The sequence below is a fragment of the Arthrobacter sp. FW306-04-A genome, assembly GCF_044358315.1.
Lineage (GTDB): Bacteria > Actinomycetota > Actinomycetes > Actinomycetales > Micrococcaceae > Arthrobacter.
The window spans coordinates 415478-436125 of record NZ_CP084559.1; the positions used below are offsets into that span (position 1 = coordinate 415478).

Here is a 20648-nt window from a genome sequence, read left to right on the forward strand (position 1 = left end):
TCGCTGAGCGAGGACGGACCGGGACGTGGGGAATAGCACGCGGAGGATTGCCTTTGTCGGCCCCCAACGGCCGGCTGCACGGATGCCGGTCCGAAGGCCGGAGGTGAGCCGCACGGTTCGCAACCGAGCCCGCCGCCGTCGAACGGGAGGTTTTAGTGGAACTGGCCTTCTTCGGTGGATCCCACCAGGGCCAGGGTGGATGCGTTCGGGTTGAGCGCAGTAGCGATGTCGTCGAAGTAGCCGGTGCCGACTTCGCGCTGGTGCTTGGTTGCGGTGTAGCCGCGGGACTCGGAGGCGAATTCCTTTTCCTGGAGTTCGACGTAGGCGCTCATGCCTTCACGGGCGTAGCCGTGGGCGAGGTCGAACATCGAGTAGTTCAGGGCGTGGAAGCCGGCCAAAGTGATGAACTGGAAGGTGAAGCCCATGGCACCGAGTTCACGCTGGAACTTCGCTATGGTGGCGTCGTCCAGGTGCTTGCGCCAGTTGAACGACGGCGAGCAGTTGTAGGAGAGCATTTGGTCCGGGAAGTCGGCCTTGACGGACTCGGCGAACTTGCGGGCCAGCTCCAGGTCCGGGGTGCCCGTTTCCATCCAGATGAGGTCCGAATAGGGGGCGTAGGCCTTGGCTCGGGCGATGCAGGGTTCGATGCCGTTGCGGACCTTGTAGAAGCCCTCAGGGGTACGCTCACCGGTGACGAATTCCTGGTCGCGCTCGTCGACGTCGGAGGTGATCAGGGTTGCTGCCTCGGCGTCGGTGCGGGCGATGATCACCGAAGGGGTGCCCGCGACGTCGGCCGCGAGGCGGGCGGCGTTCAGGGTCCGGACGTGCTGCTGGGTGGGGATGAGGACCTTGCCGCCGAGGTGGCCGCACTTCTTTTCCGAGGCGAGCTGGTCTTCCCAGTGCACGCCTGCGGCGCCGGCCTGGATCATGGATTTCATGAGTTCGTAGGCGTTCAGCGGGCCACCGAAACCGGCTTCGGCGTCGGCAACGATCGGGACCAGCCAGTCCTCAACGGTCTGGATGCCCTCGGAGAATTCGATCTGGTCGGCCCGGAGCAGGGCGTTGTTGATGCGGCGGACCACGGTGGGGACCGAGTTGGCCGGGTAGAGCGACTGGTCCGGGTAGGTGTGGCCGGAGTTGTTGGCGTCGGCTGCTACCTGCCAACCGGAAAGGTAGATGGCCCGCAGACCGGCCTTGACCTGCTGCACGGCCTGGTTGCCGGTCAGTGCACCGAGGGCGTTGGTGTACTTGCCTTCCTTGTGCTCCTCGGTGAGCTGCTTCCACAGCTTCTCGGAGCCTCGCCTGGCCAGGGTGTGTTCTTCGGAGACGCGGCCGCGGAGGCGGACGACGTCGGTGGCCGAGTAATCGCGGGTGACGCCTTCCCAACGCGGGTTGGCAGCCCATTCGAGCTCCAGTGCGGCGGCCTGCTGAGCGGAGGTGGGCTGCTCTGGTTCAAATGCTGCGGTCATTGTCTGTCTCCTTTGACGCTTCTTTGGCGTGTTGCTGTGTATGTAGCCCCGGCCGATCTTCGCTGCGCCTTTGCAGTTCCGGCCGGCCGGGGTTTCCGTAGTTCTTACTTTTCAGTACTTCCAACGGGCTTTCTAGGGGAAAGCCATGGAAAGAAATGCACTTCTTCGCGTATGCTCAAGAAATGTCACCTGTGAGCTGGAACCGCGAAGTACCGCCGCCGTCGTCGTCCGCTTCCTCTGCGGAACTGGACGTCATCAGCCTGGGCCGCCGCGTGCGGTATCTGCGCAAGCAGGCCGGGCTGACCCTCGACGACGTGAGCGCCGCCGTCGGGACCGCCCCTAGCCAGCTGAGCCTCATTGAGAACGGCAAGCGCGAGCCAAAATTGGGCTTGCTGAAGCAGCTCGCTACGGCCCTGAACGTGGGCATAGACCAGTTGCTCGGGGCAGAGCCGCCCAGCCGCCGGGCCGCCCTGGAAATCGAGTTGGAACGGTACCAGCGAGGGCCGCTGTACGAATCCCTAAACTTGCCGAAAATCCGTGTCAGCGCGCGGCTTCCGCTCGACGTGCTGGAGTCGCAGATAGGTCTCCTGCAGGAGCTTGAGCGCAGGCTCAATGAGCAAATAGCGACGCCGGAAGAGGCCCGCCGCGCGAACGGTGAACTACGTGCCATGATGCGTGAGCGAGGCAACTATTTTCCGGAGTACGAAGCCGAGGCGCAGAAGGTGCTCAAAGGCGTGGGATACACTTCCGGGCCGCTGAGCCAGCACGTCATCGCGGACATCGCGGACCACCTCGGATTCACGCTGCACCACGTGAGTGACCTGCCCCACTCCACACGTTCAGTGACCGACCTCAAGAATCACCGAATTTATCTCACACAGAGCCAGAGGCAGGATCACGACCCCCGTTCGGTCCTCCTGCAGGCCCTTGGCCACTACGTCCTGGGGCACGAGACGCCCAAGAACTACGGCGACTTCCTGGCGCAGCGCGTCGCCACCAACTATTTCGCCGCGGCGCTCCTCCTGCCCGAGCACGCCACCTTGGAGTTCCTCCAGAAGGCGAAGGCTGCCAAAGAGATCGCCGTCGAGGACATCCGGGACGCCTTTGCCGTCTCCTATGAAACCGCGGCACACCGCTTCACCAACCTGGCAACGAAACACCTGGGCATCACCACGCATTTCCAGAAGACCCACCAGAGCGGCATCATCTACAAGGCGTACGAGAACGACGGCGTGGCCTTTCCCCAGGACCACACCGGCGCGATCGAGGGCCAACCGGCGTGCAAGGCGTGGACTTCGCGCGCCGTGTTCGACGTTCCGGACAAGTTCAGCGCCTACAGCCAGTACACCGACACACCCTCCGGCACCTATTGGTGCACGGCCCGCACCGAGCGTTCGGCCGCGGGGGAGTTCTCGCTCAGCATCGGCGTGCCGTACCAGCACGTCAAATGGTTCCGGGGGAGGGAGACGACGGCGCGGGCCACCTCAACGTGCCCGGACCCCAACTGCTGCAAGCGCCCGCCGGCGTCGTTGGCTTCTTCCTGGGCAGGCAACGCCTGGCCGTCCGCCCGGGCTCACTCGCACCTGCTGGCCGCGATGCCGCCGGGCGCGTTCCCCGGCGTCGACGAGACCGAGGTGTACGCGTTCCTCGAGGCGCACTCGGGGTAATTCGGTTCGCTGGGTGCCGGGGTTGGCCGGCCGCGTCACGCCACGCACCTTTTTGGCTTCCGGGGGGTTGAACCACCCCGGAATTCCGCGGCTAGGCCCATGATATGGACCAAAAACTCGCCCGGCGTGACGCCGACATCGCCCGGCGTGACGCCGACATCGCCCGAGGGGCCGCTACTTGAGGACCGGGTAGTTCAGGTGCGTGACGCCCACGCCCTCGACGACGGTCGGGTTGCCCAAAGCGATCGGCGCGTTCACGAGGCGATCGAACAATCGGATACCGGATCCCAGCAGCAGCGGAACCAGGTCAACGCGGATCTCGTCGACCAGCCCGGCGTCGAGGCACTGCCGAATGGTGTCCGGCCCGTGCATGCCGACGATCTTGTCGCCAGCAGCTGCCTTTGCCTGCGCGACGGCGCTTCCCAGCCCATCGGTGACGAAATGCACCGTCGAGTCGGATCGGTGCCACCCTTCCGGCACCTGATGAGTCACGACGAACGCAGGTACGCCGAACGGGTGCTGCCCGCCCCAGGCATCGGCGCGGTCCGCCGTGCGCCGACCTGTGAGCATCGCCCCTACCTCGCCCGTCAATGCACGCAGGTATTCCGCGCTCGCGGCAGAAACGTGGAAGGTGAAGTCCGGGTTGACGGTCGGAATGTCGACGTCACCTGAGAAGTACCAGTCGAAGATCTCGTCGACGCCGTCCTCAAGATCCGCTACGTAGCCGTCGAGGGACATCGACATGAGCGCTACTACCTTGGTCATTACCTTGCTCCTTCAGTTTCGGGCGGGATTCGGGGCCGGCCGGGGCCGGGTCGGCGAGGTTCGGCGTCGTGGGTTCACACGGACATGGCCCAGGACAAAGCCGCATCGCGGCGCGGCTCGGCGGGGTCTATGAGCCTGATTCTGTCCACGAGCCGGACGCGGTCGATGAGGGACGCTCCGATAAGCGCCAAAACGAACGCGTGATCCTTGGGCCGTGCTGCAACGAGCTTGGCCGCGCAGAGATCGTAGGGATCCAGACAAAGCCCGGTGCTGTTCCGGGTCGCCTCGTTGCGCACACCGACAAGGCGGTACTCCCAGTCTGCCGGCAGCACCGCGGTCTCCCTTTCGACCGCCTGGACATAGAACCCGAATTCGTTGTGGAAAGGCGACCATTCACCAAGCGCGGAATCGATGCTGTCTGCAAGCGTGCCGGCGTCGTCGTCGGAAAACGGGGCGATGTCGACGGCGTCCGATATGGTGATTGCCGCAGGCAGTTCGTCCTCCGTGAAGGACCCCAGAATTGACTGGCTGCCGATCACGATCACCCGGTCGCCGTGAATGATTTCCGTAGCAGCCCGGATGGCATGCTCAAGCTCATCGCGGCGCATGGCTGTACCGTACTCTCGCGCAGCCCGATTGTCAGTACCCGCCACGTTCCCGCTCGCGCTCAGCCAGCAGCGTCGCCACATTTTCGATGAGCTCATAAGGCATCGGCTTCCCCAGAGGGAACTTCAACGTGCCCTTGGCCGCCCGGTACGGGGCGACTTCCCGCTCGAATTCCTCGTCGCCGTCGGGCACTGGATAGACGGAAATGTGGGGCTTCCAGGCCGCGAAGTACACCACGAAGTGGCCGTCGAGGGTGATGGTGGGGATGCCGTAGCTGATCCTGTCCCCGGCTCCGGGCACAGCCGCCAGGGCCCGCCGCCGGATCTCCCGAAGAATCGTCTGCACGTCGTCTGGCCGCGATGCGATGTACTCGTCCACGGTTTCGAAACGCTCCGCCATGCGCCCTCCCTGGCCCTTGGGCTGATCTGTGTCCCGCCACTCCGCCTCTCTTCGACCAAGCTTGCCTTAGCGGGCGCCGCCTTGCCAGAGGGCGTCGAATGGGGCGTTGGAGGAAACGCGGGCCGTGGGGCCGCTTTGTACGAATGACCAATATGACCAAAACGCGATCCCTAAAGTTACCCGGCGGTAAGGTGGCGCCGTGGCCGGTGGCTGCGTCATCTCCAGGAAGGTTCATCGATGAGCACTCAGCAAGCAGCGCCCCAGAGCGAGGCCGCCCGGACGCGCAAGGCCGTCGGCAACATACTCAAAGGCTCCGCAGGCAACCTTGTGGAGTGGTACGACGTGTACATCTACACGGCGTTCTCCGCCTATTTCGCATCGCATTTCTTCAGTTCCAAGGACCCGCTGCAGAGCAATCTTGAGGCCATGGCTGTTTTCGCCGTGACGTTCCTGATGCGCCCTATCGGCAGCTGGTTCTTCGGCCGCTATGCCGACCGCAAAGGCCGTAAAGCCGCGCTCACCCTGAGCGTGACGATGATGTCCGGAGGGTCGTTCGCCATCGCCATCCTGCCCACCAAGGACGTGATCGGAGTGTGGGCCCTGGTGCTCCTGATCCTGATCCGGCTGATCCAAGGGTTCTCCGTGGGCGGCGAGTACGGCACGAGCGCCACCTACATGTCCGAGGCTGCGACATCCAAGCGTCGCGGCTTCTTCTCCTCCTTCCAGTACGTCACGCTGATCGGAGGCCAGATGCTGGCTCTGCTGGTCCTCGTGGTCCTGGAACAGGCTCTCGGCAAGGAAGCCTTGGGCGGCTGGGGCTGGCGCATTCCTTTTGTCATTGGCGGCGTTGCCGCATTGGTTGTCCTCTGGCTCCGACGCTCCATGGAAGAGACCATTTCCGCCGAGCAGGCCGCCGCGGCCATGGCCGAGCCGGCCGAGGGCGAAGCCCAGCCGGGTACCCTGAAGTTGCTTCTCACTAACCACTGGCGCGCACTGCTGATCTGCATTGGCGTGACCCTCGGCGGGACAGTGGCCTTCTACACGTACACAAACTTCATCCTGTCCTTCATGCAGAACACCAGCGGCATCGCCAAGGAAACCAGTAGCCAGATCAACTTCTGGGCGCTCCTGATCTTCATGTGCCTGCAGCCCGTCTACGGCATGATCTCGGACAAGGTGGGCCGCAAGCCGCTTCTTTTGTGGTTCGGCATCCTCGGTGTGCTGTGCACGTGGCCGCTGTTGTCTGCGCTGAGTGGAACCAAGGACCCCTTCCTGGCGTTCCTGCTCATGATGGGCGGCCTGGTGATCGTGGGAGGCTACACCTCCATCAATGCCTTAGTGAAGGCCGAGCTCTTCCCCTCGTCCATCCGAGCGCTCGGTGTAGGCCTCGGGTATGCCATTGCCAACTCGCTGTTCGGCGGGACGGTTCCGCTGGTGGGCGCTGCCTTCCAAAAGGCCGGCCAGGTGGAGGTCTTCTTCACCTACGTCACCGTGGCCATCGGCATTTCGCTGCTGGTCTACATCTTCGCCCTGAAGAATAAGAAGTCCACCCACCTGGACAAGGAGCAAGGGAGCGCTTTCGGCTCCCCGCACTCTGACGACGCGCGGGCCGACGACCAGGACACTGTCGACGCCTAGCTCGCCGAGCCCGACGGCGGGTGGCTGGCCTTCGAAAGCCGGCCGCCCGCCGTCGTCGTCCCCCTCCCTTTCCGACGCTCGCTCCCTTGTGTCGGATTTTGGCGGGATGCTCGCTCACTTGTATTGGGTTTTGGCGGGATGCTCGCTCACTTGATCTGATGGAGCGTTGTGGACAGTGGCGAGTTTTCCGGACAATTCTCGATTCCCCGATGCGAGAATGGGGGAGGCTCCGCGGTTTTGCAGGCGGGTCCACACCAGTGCTAATACAGCGGGGCGCCGTGCTAACTCCGGTCGCCTGCGCGAACCACTACGAACGGACAAGCGATGACGTCAGCATCAGAATCCCAGACCCTGAGTAAACCCGCTCCGCGGTTTGCGTCGATAGGCTCCCCGTACTTTGGCATCATGCTGGCATGCATGGCCGTCGTGCTGATCCTGTCCAACATTGGCGCTGCCAAAGGCGTCGTCTTCGGTCCGATCATCACTGATGGGGGATTCTTCCTCTTCCCGCTTGCCTACATTCTCGGCGATGTCATGAGTGAGATTTATGGATTCAAGGTTGCCCGCAAAGCAATCATCACCTCGTTCGCACTGTCAGCATTCGCATCGCTCTGCTACTGGATCATCATCGTGCTGCCCGGTTTCAGCGACGACTACGGTACCGCCAAACAGGCTGCCATCGAAGGTGCACTGGGGCCCGTCCCGTTGATCGTCCTAGGGTCGTTGCTGGCGTTTTTCGCCGGCCAGACCATCAACTCCTGGATCCTTGTCAAGATGAAAGCTCGTACCGGAGAAAGGACGCTCTGGGCTCGGCTCATGGGGTCATCCGGTTTGGGGGAATTCGTGGACACGCTCATCTTTTGCAGCATCGCTGCCTCGGTCATCGGTATCACGGACTTTGGAAGTTTCCTCAACTATTTACTGACCGGCTTCCTGTACAAGACTGGTGTCCAATACATCCTCGTGCCCGTGACGTCCTTGGTCATTGGGTGGATCAAGAAGCGCGAGCCCAGCTACTGGGCCTGAGCAGGAAATCCGGGACACAAGCGACTTAGGTGAGTGAGCGTCGGGCCGGGACGCCACATAGGTGAGTGAGCGTCGGAGGCTCAGGGGAGCCGCAGAAAAGTCCGGTAGGTTCAGAGGATGAAGCCCGGGAACGCCGTGTTGACGGCAGCGAATCTTGTTGCAGGCTATGGCGACCATCCAGTGTGTGGGCCGCTCGACGTCGAACTCTTCTCCGGGCAAGTGCTCGGGATGGTCGGGGAAAACGGTGCCGGCAAGTCCACCCTGCTGCGCACCATGATTGGCGCCCAGGCCGCCATTGAGGGCGATGCCCACGTGCTTGGCTTGATGCCGGACGACCGCTCTGCCCTGTTTCGCAGCAAGGTATCGGTGCTGCTGGATGAGGATGCCTACTTCGATTCACTCACGGTCCGCGAGCACCTTTCCTTGGTGGCCCGCGGACATGGTGTCGCCAACCCGGATGCGGCTGTGGAGGACGAGATCGACTTCTTTGAACTACAAACCGTGGCGGATGCCTTCCCCGATCAGCTTTCCTCGGGACAACGGCGCAAACTCCTGCTTGCCTCAGCATTCATCCGGCCCTTCGAGTTGCTGGTCCTGGACGAACCCGAACAGCGGCTCGATACCCGCATGCGCGGCCTTCTGGCGCAGCGGATTGCCCGGACTGCCAAGAAGAATGCGGCCGTCGTGATGGTCACGCACGATGCGGACGTGGCCCAGGCGGCGTGTACCCGGGCGGTGATCGTCGACGACGGGGGTGCGCGCGTGGTTAGTACCGACGAAGCCGTGGCGAGGATCCGACGATGAGCATGTCCACCGCTGCCGTAGCGCGGCCGGAGTTCGTGGACTTCGACCCGGAGCGTGCAACTCGCAATGTCATTCGCCCGCGCGGCCAGTCCCTGCTTTCAAGGCTCAATGAGCTGTACGTCCAGTTCCTGACGTTCGGGGTCGGCCTGATTTACGCGACAGGTTTGCTCAACGGGCTCACCGCCGCAGCGGAGCATGGCTTCGGCGGACATTTGCTTTCGGGTAACTACGGAGTCGTACCTGTTGAGTATGGACTAGTGGCAGGGTTCGGGCTCTTGGGTCTCGTGGCCTATTGGGTGTCCGGCCGGCTCGGGCCCATGGCCATCACGGCGAATCAGCGGTACTGGTGGTACTCGTTGGCCATCAACCGCGAACCCCTTCTCGCCCGAGGCTTGCGCCGCGCAGTCTTGGCCGCAGCCGTCGTCGGCGCCCTTGCCACCGTTCCCGTAGCGATCATCAGCGGCTCGAACGCGGCGGTGTTTGCCGGGCGGATCCTCGCCGGGGCGTTGACCGGTGCGGCGATCCTTGCGCTCGCCGCGTTCGCCCAGACGCGCTTGGCGGCCCCGGCCGGGCATCAAGACCCAACCAAGAACCAGAGACCGCGTCGGGGCCCTGCGACCACGTGGGTGTTGGCCGGTCTTTCGGTAGTCCTCGGCGGGATGCTTTTCGGGACACTCCAAGGCGAATGGATCTTCGCTGCCGCTCCTGCGATCGTTTTGGTGGCTGCAGCACTTGGTATGCGAAACAAGCTTTCCAGTGTCCGCACGATGTCGCTGCTCAAGGCAGGGTCCGCGAGGGGACATGTCCAGGCTGCGCTGACGCTAATGGACACCGGGGAGCTCAGCGCCTCGCTTTCCAGCGGCGGCAAACGGAGTAGGATCAGGCTCCCGGGCACGCCCCGAACCGCAGCTGGCGCGCTTTTCCACGCGGAAGCGACGGTCCTCGCGCGGCAACCCGGCCGGCTGTGGCGCTGGGGCTTGGGTCTCGCCGTCGTTCCCCTGACCGGACTGATCCAGACGTTCGATTCGCCCATCATCCTGCTCCCCGTCCTGCTTGCAGCGGCGATCTTCTCTTCCACAGCGGCGGCCGGCCCGCTTTGGCAGTTGCGCATGGCCCCGAGCCTCGACGCGCTCCTCCCGATTTCCAGGACGGCCTCACGCTGGGTTCACGTCGCGCTGCCGGTCATGCTGATGGGATTGTGGACGACGGCGGCTGCCGGATTCTTCGTGCTGGCCGGTGGCTTCCGGGTGGAGCTCCTCGTCCTGGGTGCGGCGGCAGGAGGCGGCCTGGGTGCGGGCATGCTGCGGCGCGCATTCCGCCAGCAGGAAGACCTGACCAAGCTCGTGTACCTCATGCAGCTTGGTCGTAGCGGACCCGCCATGCTGGGAACGAGGATCCGAGGCTACGTGCTGAGCCTTTTCGCTCTGGTTCCCTTGGCGTTGGGCATGCTGTTCAACGCCCCCGAGCTCCTGGTGACTCCCGCCGTCGTGCTCAACGTGGTGCTTCTGGTGATCGGCGTGACGACGGCGGACCGCCCGTAAGGGCCTCTAGAGCGCGAGCTCGCTGGAACGGTGCCGGCTCGCCCGAGAGTTTCGGCGACCGAGGCGCGTTCCGGCGATCTCGACGGCGGCGGGCTGGTTCGACGTCGGCAGGCTAACGACGGAGGGCGCTCAGTATCCGGCTCTTGAATTCCTGCTCGCGAAAGAGTTGCTTCCATTCCACTCGGACGAAACGCCAACCGTCTTCGCTAAGGGCCTTCTCCCGGCGTCGCTCCTGGAAAATCACCTCGTCTGTTGGTTTGAAATCGAAGTACTTGGTTCTGCCATCGAACTCCAACGCGACCTTTGCCTCCCGCCAGGCAAAGTCGAGCCGATGCCGACCTGCCCGGCTCTGCACCTCAACCTGCGGTTCAGGCATCGGCAACTTCAGCCGCGAGATGAGTTCGCGACACAAAGTTTCGCCGGCCGACTCGGATCGTGGATCAGCGTTGACCAGGGCCTTTCGAAGGTTCCGGACGCCGCGCCGGCCATCCAATGCGTCGGCCATGGCCTGCATTTGCGCACGATCAGCGCCAAGCCTGAGTGCATGGTCCATGAGCACCAGAGCGTGCTTATAGCTAAGCAACATGGCACAATCCACCACGGTCCGCTCCAAGGACGTGACCCGCAAGTTCCCGATTGTCACAATGTCCGTCTCGTCGAAAGGCCTGGTGTGACCGCGGACGTCCTTGCCGAGGCGCTCGCTGGACGGCCGGACCCGCAGCAGGATGTGGATGAGGTCGTCAACATTCCAGAGGAAGAGGCGGTGCAGCCGTGCCGCCGAGGTGTGGCTATATACGAAGTCTCCCGTCGACGTCGTGAGCGTTCCATGCGCGTGTGCGTAAATCAGTTGCGTGCTGCGGAGCCTAGCGGATTGCTTCTTCCAGAGCGCGGCCCGGATGTAGCAGCCGTACCGTAGCCGGACAAGCTTGCCGCGACGCACCAAGAGGAGGATTGCACGGGAATTAAGCCCATGTGCGTGGAGTTGATCGGTGCGCCAAAGGTTTCCTTTTTCCGGGAGCGAAGGCAGAGGGGAAGGCGTCATTGATCCAGCCTCGCTGGCGGCCGGGGCTCACGGAAGCGGCTTGGCCGGCTATGTGGAAAACGTGGGGTCGCCGGAACTGTCCCGGTTCGCCCGAACGCTCCGGCGAACCGGCACCGTTCCAGCGATTTCGACGGGAGGCGACGGGAATCTAACCGTAGTACCGCCCCAGGGTCTCGGCCTTGAACTCGAAGAAGTCCCCGGATTCGATGGCGAAGCGGGCGTCGTCCACCATCTTCACCACGAAGCGCTCGTTGTGGATGGAGATCAGCGTGTGCGAGACCATTTCATGGGCCTTGTACAAATGGTGGATGTACGCTCGCGAATAGTTGGCGCAGGTGTAGCAGTCGCAGCCCTCCTGCAGGGGTCTGAAATCCGTCTTGTAGCGCGCGCCGGACAGGTTGAACCGTCCCGACGGCGTGTAAAAGGCCGAGTTGCGGGCCACGCGAGTGGGGGAGACGCAATCAAAGGTGTCGGCACCGTTTTCGATGGCCGTGAAGATGTCATCCGGCTCGGAGATCCCCAGGAGGTGCCGGGGCTTGTTCTCGGGAAGTTCCTCATTGCACCAACGCACAATGGTGCCGAGGTTCTCCTTCTCCAAGGCTCCGCCGATGCCGAAACCGTCAAAGGGCATCCCGCCAAGGTCCCGGCATGCCTTGCGGCGGAGGTCCTCGTACTGCGCCCCCTGAATGACGCCGAACAGGGCTTGGTACGGCTTCCCCGCCCGCTCGGCTGTCAGCCGCTGATGCTCGACGACGCAGCGCTCGGCCCAGCGACGCGTCCGCTCCAGGGATTCCTCTTGGTAGCCACGTGAGTTCTGCAGGGTGGTCAGCTCATCGAAGGCAAACATGATGTCGGCGCCGATCTGATGCTGCACCCGCATGGAAATCTCCGGCGAGAAACGGTGCCGGTCCCCGTTCAAGTGGGATTTGAACCAGACGCCGTCCTCGTCCACATGGGCCAGCCGCTCTTTGCCCGGCGCCACGGCGTCGTCGGGCCCGGAGGTGTCCACGGAGGTCATGTCGATGACCTTCTTGAACCCCGAGCCGAGGCTCATCACCTGGAAGCCGCCCGAGTCGGTGAACGTGGGCCCATCCCAGTTCATGAACGCGCCGAGCCCGCCCGCCGCGTCCAGGATTTCCGGGCCCGGTTGCAGATACAGGTGGTAGGCATTGGCCAGCAACGCCTGCGCACCGAGCTCCTTCATGGATTCGGGTAGCACTGCCTTGACCGTGGCTTTGGTCCCGACGGCGATAAACGCGGGCGTCTGGATCTGGCCGTGCGGTGTGGTGATGGAGCCGGTGCGGCCCAGGAAGTCGCCGCGCTTGCCGTCGCCGCGGCTACCGTTGCCTTTCGAACGGCCCGACGACGGCGGACGCGTTTCGCTGAGCCGCGCGCCCACCTCGAAGGAAAACGCGGATTGCCGGGCAGCCACGAGCGCGGAAGGATCGGCCTCGGAGCTAGACCCGGAATGAGGCAGTGGGGAATCGGCTGGCACCGTTACAGTCTGCCAGCCCCGGAGCGTGAATTGTCAGTGCGAATGCACCTCTGTGGGGTAGTTCTCAGCCTTCCAGCCGTCCCAGCGGGAGCGGATCGAGTCCAGGCTGGCCGCACCCAAGCCGTAGGTGGAAGCGATCACGACAGTCCCGCCGTCGGGCCTCTTCTCCGGAATCACCGGCTGGTCCGCCACAATCAGCAGACCGTCCCCGTGCTCCGCGTAGCTGCGTACCGTGAGGCCCACCTGATGATTGCTCCGGAACCAGACCTTGCCGGAGAGGGCCTCGCCCGTGGGCAACGTCAGCGAGTATTCCTCCCCAGGAGCCGGAACGTCGGCCAGCCCCAGTTTCTGGATGCCGGAGCCGCTACCGCCGGGCAGGGAAACAAAGTGCGTGCGCCGGTGCCCGTGGGGGTGGTGTTCCAAGGCGAACCGAAGTTGGTGCAGGAAGGTCAGCCAGCCTTGGGTGATGTCCTCGTCCCACGCGGCCCATTCGGAATCATGGTCCAAGGCGGCCCGCGTTACGCGGACCTCGGTGCCTCCGCTGACCGGGGTGAGTTCGAAGACGTCTCCGCCATTCACGGTGAGGCTTGTGTGGTCGGAATTTTCAACCACGTTGGGGGTGAAATAGATTTGGTTGATTTCGTCGCCAAGCTCGTCGGCCTCCCAGCCGTGCCATTGAGCCACGAGCGACGGTTCGCGCAGCGAAGTCCAAACTTGCTGCGCGTCGGCATTAACCACAACGCTCAGATTGTTCGTCATGGCCCGAATCTACCGCCGTTGGAGCGAACACGACAGGTCTTGCGGAATCCAACGCCAACGCCTACGCCCGCACAGCCTCGAGCTCGTTCGCTATCCGGTGATCGAGTTCGCCCACGCCAAGGGTGGTCGAGCCGCCGTGCGAGCGCAGGAACAGCAGGGTTTCGAGGCGGAGCAACCGCCATTCTCGCTCGGCATCGCGGTTGCCGTTGTCGATGGAGCGGAAGATTTCCTTGTCGTACAAATTCGGTTCGTTGAGCCCACGTTGCCGGACTTTGGCGTTGATCCGGGCCTTGAACGGGTCTGTCTCCAAGGTGTCCGGTGCCTGCAGGAGTTGATCGTAGACCTTGGCGCGTTCCGTTTGGCCGAGTTCACGGCAAATGAAGCTGGAAAGTGCGAGGGAACGCTCCACGGACATCCATCGGTCGCGGTTTCCGTCGTACGGCAGCACGTTGAGGATGTCGGCCACGGCCAAGGCGTGATCCGGATCCCGCAACTCGATGAAGAGATCGTGGGCCAGGTCGCTCAGGTCCCGCAGGCAGCTTCCCGACTTCGTGTTGATGCCCTTCACCAGGCGTTCGCTCAGCACCGCGACCCCGTTCCTGCCCGGGTGCGCCTCGGCAGCGGCGGCCACCACGTCCTCGGGGGAATCCGTCGGTTCCGGGATCAGCGCGAGCTGCGGACCCGGCCCGCTCACAGTCGGTGCCACCGCGGGCAAAGGAGGTACGACGACGGCGGGAACAGCTTCCGCGGGCTCGTCGCCGCCGTCGGAGGTACCGCCCTCGGAGGTAACGTCGTCGGGCGCGTCGCCGGGAACCGGCTCCGCGAGCGTGGCGGGATCTTCCTTCGCGGGCGCGTCGCCGTCGTCGTCGAGAGTGACAACCGCCTCTCCCACCGGGACGCTGGACCCGATGGCGATGCGCACGTTTCCGCCGTCGAGGGTGGTCACCAGGACGAGTGCGGGCACGCCAAAATCGTCGTGTTCGAGCTCTATTTGCGTGATTTCCTCCGCGGGACCATCCCCGGGGAGGAACAGGTAGTCCCCGATTTGCAGGGCCCCAGCCTGCTTTTCACGGTACTGCTGGTCGGCTGGGCTGTGAGTCATCGGAAGTCCTTTGGTTCTCTTGGGGTCCGCCCAACAGTCTATAAAACCCCACCGAACAAATCGGGGAGGCGGCTACTACCTGCCGCTGCTGCTACTGTCCGACCCCGGCAAAGGCCAAAGCCTGGCGCACCAGATTACCGCGACCGCCGCTGAATTCCTGCTGCACATCGTCGCTGAGGATCTCCTGGGGAGTCATCCACGTCAGCTCGAGGGCATCTTGGCGTGGTTCGCATTCGCCGGTTACAGGGATGACGTAGACGAGGGACACGGCGTGTTGGCGGTCGTCCGTGAAACCGGTCTGCGATGGGGCTGGGAAGTATTCGGCCACCGTGAACGGCACGGGGCTCACAGGCAATTGCGGGAACGCCAGCGGGCCGAGATCCTTTTCCATGTGCCGCAACAGCGCGGCCCGGATGGTTTCGCGGTAGAGCACGCGGCCGGAGACGAAGGAACGGACCATGGCGCCGTCGGCGTCGCCCTGCAGAAGGGTGCCTACCTCGTTGACGAATCCGAGTGGGTCCAGACGCACGGGAACCGCCTCCACGTAAACCATGGGGAGGCGGCCGCGGGCTTCGAAGAGGTCTTCATCGGAAAGCCAGCCGGAGTAGGGATCAGGGGTACGAACACTCATGGTTAAGTTCTACCCCATCACTGGCCGTTCCACGCCCTACGAATCAGACGGCCAGGATTTCGTCGAGCGACTTGCCGGAGAAGGATCCCCTGAACGCTCCGTCACCTTTGATGCCTAATCGGCAACGCTCGCGCACTTATGAGCCCAAACGCCGGAACGCTCCTGGAGATGATGTGCAGAAGCGTCGGGGGGAAAGACCCATATAGGTGAGCGAGCGTTGGGGGAGGGGCCTGTATAGGTGAGCGAGCGTTGGGGGAGGGGCCTGTATAGGTGAGCGAGCGTTGGGGGAAAGGCCCGTAGAGGTGAGCGAGCGTTTGGCTGTTCGGCGTCAGATCTGCAGGAGCGTTGGGGGAAGGCCCGTAGATGTGAGCGAGCGTTTGGTTATGCAGGCCCCGCCACAGTGATGGTTCCGCCGCGCGGGGCCTGGACCGTGAGGAGCGAGCCGGTCCGGGCTGCCCTGAGTCCGGCGGCGGTGAGCCGGGCTTCCAGAGCTGCGAGGTCGCCGTCGTACTCGAAAGAGAGGCCTCCCGCGGCCGTCTCCGAAGACTGCCGGACCAAAAGGATGCCGCCGTTCTTCGTGCTGAAATCCGCGGCGTCGGTGGACATGTTCCGCGGTCGGGCGCCAATGTTGCGCAACTCCTGCGCGGCCCCCGGCACATCCGGCGTGAGCCAGGTCCCGACGACGGCGAGCCCCGGGTCCGCTTCCGGGCTGGTCGCGCGGCTGGTCGCCTTGTCGGCGGGGAACGTGAAGCCGTCCTGGGCGGTAATACGCACGGCCTGCCCGTGATCGGCATCGAAGAGTTCGGCGCGGGTTCCGTCCGCAACGGTGCGTCGGGCGAACTCGGCCAGGTCGCCGACCTCGACGCCGAACACGGTAGTGCCGTCGTCGGGCGAGTCCGCGGCGGTGCGGTGCAGAGCGACGCGGCCAGAACCGGCGTCGAACTCCACCCAATCCCCGCGATCCACTACGCACACGAGGCCCAGCGCCACAAGAAGGTGCTTCCAAGCGGCGACGTCGGACGTGAACTGGATGGGGCGGACGCGAAGCATGGATCCTCCGGGACGGGAGTCGGGTGGGCTTTCGTCTCAGCCTAGCGGGCACCAGAATGGGGCCATGGCTGTTGAACTTGAAGAACTGATCGTCAAAGATGCTGCCGAATGGCGGGCCTGGCTCGAAAAGAACGGCGCCGATAGCCCCGGCGTCTGGCTGGTGCTGCACAAAAAGGGCGGCAACGTGACGGAACTGGACTACGCCGCTGCCTTGGATGAGTGCCTCTGTTTCGGCTGGATCGACGGCCAAGGCAGAAGGCGCGACGGCGAGAGCGTCTTCCAGCGCATGACCCGCCGCGGCCCCAAGAGCCCCTGGTCCAAACGGAACGTGGGGCACATTGCCCGTTTGGAAGCTGAGGGCAAGATGACCCCGGCCGGATGGGCCGTCGTCGAGAGCGCCAAGGCGGATGGGCGCTGGGAGGCTGCGTACGTGGGCCAGGCGGATGCGGAAGTTCCGGAGGACCTCGCTGCAGCCATCTCGGCGGTTCCGGCAGCCCAGGCGATGTTCGACGTGTTGACGTCGGTCAACCGCTATGCCCTGATCTACCGCACCAACTCGGTGAAGAAGGCCGAGACGCGGGCCAGGAAGATCGAGGGTTTCGTGGAGATGCTGGCGAGGCAGGAGACCCCGTATCCGCAGAAGAAAAAGCCGGCGGTGGCAGAATAGCCGGGACTTTACCCGGGCGCCTCCTGAGAGAGCGCAACGATCCAGCCTGGGGTGTCCTCGCTGAGCCGCTGGTCCAACATGACCCTGGCCTTGGCGGCGGCGATCTGTACTTTGCGGTCCTCGGGGCTCACCGAGGCGGGACGTTGCGACGGGGTGAGGGTGCGGGTTTCAGATGCCTTGGCAGCTGCCAGGAGAGCATCCTCAGTGCCGACCTTGAGGAGCGCGAGTTCCTCCCGCGACGCGAGATCGCTTTGGCCCAGAAGCTCGATGGCTTTTTGGCCCATTTCGGCCTCGGAACGACTCCGGGACCGGGACGCGTCCAGCGCCCATTGAGCGCGGCGCCACCATTCGGACCTGTTGTCCGCCCGCGCCTTCTGCCGCAGGGACAGGAGGGCTACGATCGCGGCAACCATCGCCGCGGCAAGGACAGCGAGCGGGCTGAGCGCGCCAAGGATCTGCCACCATTCCGGCGGCGGGGCGACCACTGTGACAGGAAACGGACTCGGGATCGGATTCACAGCTCCAGCCTAGGCCGCGGCACAGACAAGGCGCCGGAAAATGTGCGTTGACGAAGCCTCTGCCCCCATCGATTGCTCCGTAAGTGGCCTTTTGGAGGCTGAAAACGACGCTCACGGAGCAATCGATTATTGGACTCGCGCCGCGGCTTCCAGCACCATCCACGCCTGTAGTTGTGTGGAGAGCTCGACGGCGGTGCCCGCCGGGTACGTGCTGGCGGCCGAACGCTGGGGTTCCATCGAGAAGATGAGCCAGTCGTCGTCGTCGTTGGCTTCGTCCGGGCTCGCGGTGCGCACAGTTCGCCCCGCCCACAGCGCCTCCGCGGTATTGAGCACTAGCCGGCGGGCGGTGGCCTGGCTGGTGGCAAGCAAACGCATGTCCTCCGCGGCGAGTGCCAGGTAACGGACGAGGATCCCGGTGAAGAGCCCGCCGTCGCCGGTTCCTTCGCCGCGAAGAACGAGCCTCCCCTGAGTGTCAGGCCCGGGGACGGTCAGGTGTTCGGCCACCGAGCTCACCAGGGCGGCAGCGCGTGCCACGTTCGTCGCTCCACCCAGCTCCAGGAGGGCGCCGAGCACGGGGCCCTGGTTGTAGGTGTAGATCTCCTCCGCCAGGACCAACTTGCCTTCCTGGATCCGGGCACCATCAAGGTACAGGCCCCGGGTGGGTTCGAAGAGCGTGGCGTCGAGCCAGTCCAGCAGGCTTTGGGCCCGCTGCGGCTTGCCGGTACGGGCGAAATGCAGGGCCACCGGGGCCGTGGCGGGGGTGTTCTTGAAATCGCGTTTGGTGCTCCAGAAGGTGCCGCCGCCCAGATCGTCCGTGGAGGCCGATTCGAGCTGCGGAGAGAGGCTTCTCTGCAACCGGGCGTTGCGTCGGCGGCCGGGCTGGCGCCCCTTTTCGGCCAGGGCGTCCAAGCGCAGGGTGGCGAGGGCGAGCCATGCCATGTCGTCGTAGTAGCCGTTCACGTAGCGAAGGAAATTGCGCAAGCGGATGGTGCTGACCAAGCGTGAAGCGAGCCGGCCGGCGCTCGGGCGATCACCGCCGTCGAACCTTGCTCCCGAGGTCAGTTCGCGCAACCCGGCGTCCACGAGGCAATCGACGTAGTGCGCCTGCCACCAGTAGTTCCACGGCTGACCCGGAAAACGGCTGGAGGGCCGAATCGACGCCGCGAGGTGGGTTCCGGGAAGAAAGAGGAGGCGCCGTCCGAAATGCCGGGTGACTGAACGTGCGGCGTCGTCGGCTCGCGCGGCCCAATCCGGTGTTCCGGAGGTGCCCTGCGAGGTGTCGGGGGCGGACATGGTGACAGCCTAACTCTGCGCGCTTGGCCGCAGGCCCCTCCGCAGTGCACAATCAAAGTGATTCAGTTAACATTCATTAACGGATTTTGGTTCTGCATCGAGGAGGATGGATGGACATCAAAGGCGCAGTTGCGTTGATTACCGGCGGGGCCTCGGGATTGGGAGCCGCCACTGCCAGGCGATTGCTCGACGCCGGAGCATCGGTGGTGCTGCTTGACCTCCACTCCTCTCCTGGCGAAGCTCTCGCGGCCGAACTCAACGACTCAGGCGCTGCCGGCAGGGCCGTGTTCGTTGCCGCCGATGTCACCAACGAAGAGCAAGTGCAGGCCGCTGTCAATGCCGCCGTCGCCCTGGGCCCGCTCCGGATCCTGGTCAACTGTGCTGGCGTGGCAACCCCAGGCAAGGTGCTCGGCAAGGACGGCGTGCTGCCGCTGGAGAACTTCAACAGGGTCATCCAGATCAACCTCGTAGGCACCTTCAACGTCATCCGACTTGCCGCTGCCGCGATGGCCCAGAACGAGCCTGCGTCCACCGAGCTCGGCGGTGAGGAACGCGGCGTCATCATCAACACGGCCTCCGTGGCGGCATTCGACGGCCAGATCGGACAGCCCGCGTATGCGGCCTCCAAGGGAGCCGTTGCCGCGATGACGCTCCCCCTGGCCCGTGAACTCGCACGCTCGCTGGTCCGTGTGATGGCCATTGCGCCCGGCATCTTCGAAACCCCCATGCTGGCCGGCCTGCCTCAAGACGCGCAGCTCTCCCTGGGCCAGCAAGTACCGCACCCCGCCCGTCTTGGCCGTCCCGCCGAATACGCCAACCTTGTGGCGCACATCGTCGAAAACGCCATGCTCAACGGCGAAACCATCCGCCTCGACGGCGCTATCCGGATGGCACCAAAGTGAGCCAGACGCACAAGGTGGCGGCCGCCGTCGAACACTCGGCTGGTCCCGGTGCTTCCCTCCCTGCGGCGGACTTTTTCGATTTCGAATCGCTTCTCAGCGTCCAGGAACAGCGCAAGCTCAACGAGCTCCGGGAATTTCTGGCCACGGAAATCGCTCCCTACGCCAAGGATTGGTGGGACAAAGCCGAGTTCCCGGCACACATCCTGCCCAAGCTTGCCGCGCTTCGCCTCAGCACTCCGACGCACCGCGGCTACAGCAACCTGTTCGCCGGGCTCGTGATCGCGGAAATGACCCGCGTGGACACCTCGATTGCCACGTTCTTCATGGTCCACCACGACCTTTTCATCGAGGCCCTCTACGAGTTTGGTTCCAAGGACCAGCAGGACCGGTACCTCGACGACGCCTCCAACCTGCGGACCACGGGCGCTTTTGCGCTCACGGAACCGGATCACGGTTCCGATGTGGCCGGCGGCATGCAGACCGCGGCGCGCCGGGTCGCGGGGGGAGCCGACGACGGCGGCGACTACTGGGTGCTGAACGGCGCCAAGCGCTGGATCGGCAACGGGACGTTCTGCGATCACATGCTGGTCTGGGCCCGGGACGAGGCCGACGGCGCAGTTCGAGGCTTCATCGTGGACGCCACCCTTCCCGGCGTGACGCGCACCAAGATCGAAAACAAGATCGCCCTGCGCACGGTGCAGAACGCAGACATTGTCCTCAAGGACGTCCGGATTGCCGAGGCGGACCGCTTCGCGGGGATCGACAGTTTCGCCGACACCAACCACCTGCTGCGCGGCTCCAGGCTCATGGTGGCCTGGCAGGCCGTGGGGCAGCAGTTGGCGGCGTTCGACGTCGCCCGCCAGTACGCGCTTGAACGCCAGCAGTTCGGACGGCCGCTGGCGAAGTTCCAGCTCATTCAGCAGCAACTGGTGGACATGCTCGGCAATGCGGTGGCCAGCATGGGCATGATGGTGCGGATAGCCCAGCTGCAGGAGGATATCTACACGGACAGCACGGGAGTGCGGCACGGCGGCGCCCAGATGTCCCAGGTGGCCTTGGCCAAGTCCTACTGCAGCGCCCGGATGCGTGAAACCGTGGCGATGGGCCGGTCCATCCTGGGCGGAAACGGCATTGTGACCGATTACAAAATGGCCAAGATCTTTGCGGACGCCGAAGCGATCTACACGTACGAGGGTTCGTTCGAGATCAACTCGCTCATTGTGGGCCGTGCGGTTACTGGGGTTTCCGCGATCGTTTGACGGGGCTTGGGCTGC

At 64.3% G+C, this 20648-nt stretch carries 20 protein-coding genes; 8 read left to right on the forward strand and 12 right to left on the reverse strand.

Annotation, left to right across the window (positions count from 1 at the left end; all coding sequences use genetic code 11):
• Nucleotides 1-152: 152 nt before the first annotated feature.
• The gene (gene aceA, locus LFT43_RS02030) at nt 153-1469 is read right to left on the reverse strand and encodes an isocitrate lyase (RefSeq protein ID WP_395800762.1); all 1317 of its coding nucleotides are present in this window, start codon (nt 1467-1469) and stop codon (nt 153-155) included.
• Nucleotides 1470-1624: 155 nt separating this feature from the next.
• Here aceA and LFT43_RS02035 point away from each other — a divergent pair, with 155 nt between their 5' ends.
• Nucleotides 1625-3136: a helix-turn-helix domain-containing protein gene (locus tag LFT43_RS02035; protein ID WP_395800764.1), complete on the forward strand. Its 1512-nt coding sequence runs from the start codon at nt 1625-1627 to the stop codon at nt 3134-3136.
• Between the two features lie 174 nt (nt 3137-3310).
• Here the strand turns inward: LFT43_RS02035 and LFT43_RS02040 are convergent, their stop codons facing one another.
• The 3 genes from LFT43_RS02040 to LFT43_RS02050 form a co-directional block, all read right to left on the reverse strand.
• Complete coding sequence (locus LFT43_RS02040; RefSeq protein ID WP_395800766.1) at nt 3311-3901, reverse strand: dihydrofolate reductase family protein; 591 nt, start codon at nt 3899-3901, stop codon at nt 3311-3313.
• 74 nt (nt 3902-3975) lie between these two features.
• On the reverse strand, nt 3976-4509 hold the full coding sequence (locus tag LFT43_RS02045; RefSeq protein WP_395800768.1) for a DUF6036 family nucleotidyltransferase: 534 nt from the start codon (nt 4507-4509) through the stop codon (nt 3976-3978).
• 31 nt (nt 4510-4540) lie between these two features.
• A complete protein-coding gene (locus LFT43_RS02050; RefSeq protein ID WP_395800770.1) occupies nt 4541-4906 on the reverse strand; it encodes an iron chaperone in 366 nt (121 codons plus the stop codon).
• Nucleotides 4907-5143: 237 nt separating this feature from the next.
• Here LFT43_RS02050 and LFT43_RS02055 point away from each other — a divergent pair, with 237 nt between their 5' ends.
• From LFT43_RS02055 to LFT43_RS02070, 4 genes are all read left to right on the forward strand, one after another.
• A complete protein-coding gene (locus LFT43_RS02055) occupies nt 5144-6544 on the forward strand; it encodes an MFS transporter (RefSeq protein ID WP_395800772.1) in 1401 nt (466 codons plus the stop codon).
• A gap of 324 nt (nt 6545-6868) precedes the next feature.
• The gene (locus tag LFT43_RS02060; RefSeq protein WP_395800774.1) at nt 6869-7570 is read left to right on the forward strand and encodes a queuosine precursor transporter; all 702 of its coding nucleotides are present in this window, start codon (nt 6869-6871) and stop codon (nt 7568-7570) included.
• A gap of 117 nt (nt 7571-7687) precedes the next feature.
• Complete coding sequence (locus LFT43_RS02065; protein WP_395800776.1) at nt 7688-8374, forward strand: ATP-binding cassette domain-containing protein; 687 nt, start codon at nt 7688-7690, stop codon at nt 8372-8374.
• Entirely contained in the window at nt 8371-9915 is a 1545-nt protein-coding gene (locus LFT43_RS02070; RefSeq protein WP_395800778.1) for a DUF6297 family protein, read from the forward strand. Before LFT43_RS02065 ends, LFT43_RS02070 begins: the two co-directional genes overlap by 4 nt.
• Nucleotides 9916-10027: 112 nt before the next feature.
• Here LFT43_RS02070 and LFT43_RS02075 read toward each other — a convergent pair whose 3' ends face one another.
• The 6 genes from LFT43_RS02075 to LFT43_RS02100 form a co-directional block, all read right to left on the reverse strand.
• Nucleotides 10028-10957 carry a hypothetical protein gene (locus tag LFT43_RS02075; protein ID WP_395800780.1) on the reverse strand — a complete coding sequence of 310 codons (930 nt, stop codon included), beginning with the start codon at nt 10955-10957 and terminating at the stop codon, nt 10028-10030.
• A 148-nt stretch (nt 10958-11105) separates the two neighbouring features.
• Nucleotides 11106-12452 (reverse strand): tRNA guanosine(34) transglycosylase Tgt, encoded by a 1347-nt coding sequence (gene tgt, locus LFT43_RS02080; protein ID WP_395800782.1) that lies wholly within the window; start codon nt 12450-12452, stop codon nt 11106-11108.
• A gap of 33 nt (nt 12453-12485) precedes the next feature.
• Nucleotides 12486-13211 (reverse strand): SRPBCC domain-containing protein, encoded by a 726-nt coding sequence (locus LFT43_RS02085; protein ID WP_395800784.1) that lies wholly within the window; start codon nt 13209-13211, stop codon nt 12486-12488.
• 61 nt (nt 13212-13272) lie between these two features.
• Nucleotides 13273-14313 carry a DUF6707 family protein gene (locus LFT43_RS02090; RefSeq protein WP_395800786.1) on the reverse strand — a complete coding sequence of 347 codons (1041 nt, stop codon included), beginning with the start codon at nt 14311-14313 and terminating at the stop codon, nt 13273-13275.
• Between the two features lie 91 nt (nt 14314-14404).
• Nucleotides 14405-14944 (reverse strand): NUDIX hydrolase family protein, encoded by a 540-nt coding sequence (locus LFT43_RS02095; RefSeq protein ID WP_234754938.1) that lies wholly within the window; start codon nt 14942-14944, stop codon nt 14405-14407.
• Nucleotides 14945-15325: 381 nt separating this feature from the next.
• Complete coding sequence (locus LFT43_RS02100; RefSeq protein ID WP_395800788.1) at nt 15326-15994, reverse strand: VOC family protein; 669 nt, start codon at nt 15992-15994, stop codon at nt 15326-15328.
• Between the two features lie 64 nt (nt 15995-16058).
• Here LFT43_RS02100 and LFT43_RS02105 point away from each other — a divergent pair, with 64 nt between their 5' ends.
• Nucleotides 16059-16661 (forward strand): YdeI family protein, encoded by a 603-nt coding sequence (locus LFT43_RS02105; protein WP_395800790.1) that lies wholly within the window; start codon nt 16059-16061, stop codon nt 16659-16661.
• 8 nt (nt 16662-16669) lie between these two features.
• On the opposite strand, the gene LFT43_RS02110 is transcribed toward LFT43_RS02105, so the two are convergent.
• Both LFT43_RS02110 and LFT43_RS02115 read right to left on the reverse strand, forming a co-directional pair.
• Nucleotides 16670-17179, reverse strand: coding sequence for a hypothetical protein (locus LFT43_RS02110; RefSeq protein WP_395800792.1), 510 nt, complete (start codon nt 17177-17179; stop codon nt 16670-16672).
• 126 nt (nt 17180-17305) lie between these two features.
• Nucleotides 17306-18472 (reverse strand): glycoside hydrolase family 76 protein, encoded by a 1167-nt coding sequence (locus LFT43_RS02115; protein ID WP_395800794.1) that lies wholly within the window; start codon nt 18470-18472, stop codon nt 17306-17308.
• A gap of 110 nt (nt 18473-18582) precedes the next feature.
• On the opposite strand from LFT43_RS02115, the gene LFT43_RS02120 reads away from it, so the two are divergent.
• Nucleotides 18583-19374: an SDR family NAD(P)-dependent oxidoreductase gene (locus tag LFT43_RS02120; RefSeq protein ID WP_395800796.1), complete on the forward strand. Its 792-nt coding sequence runs from the start codon at nt 18583-18585 to the stop codon at nt 19372-19374.
• Entirely contained in the window at nt 19371-20633 is a 1263-nt protein-coding gene (locus tag LFT43_RS02125; protein WP_395800798.1) for an acyl-CoA dehydrogenase family protein, read from the forward strand. Before LFT43_RS02120 ends, LFT43_RS02125 begins: the two co-directional genes overlap by 4 nt.
• Nucleotides 20634-20648: the final 15 nt, after the last annotated feature.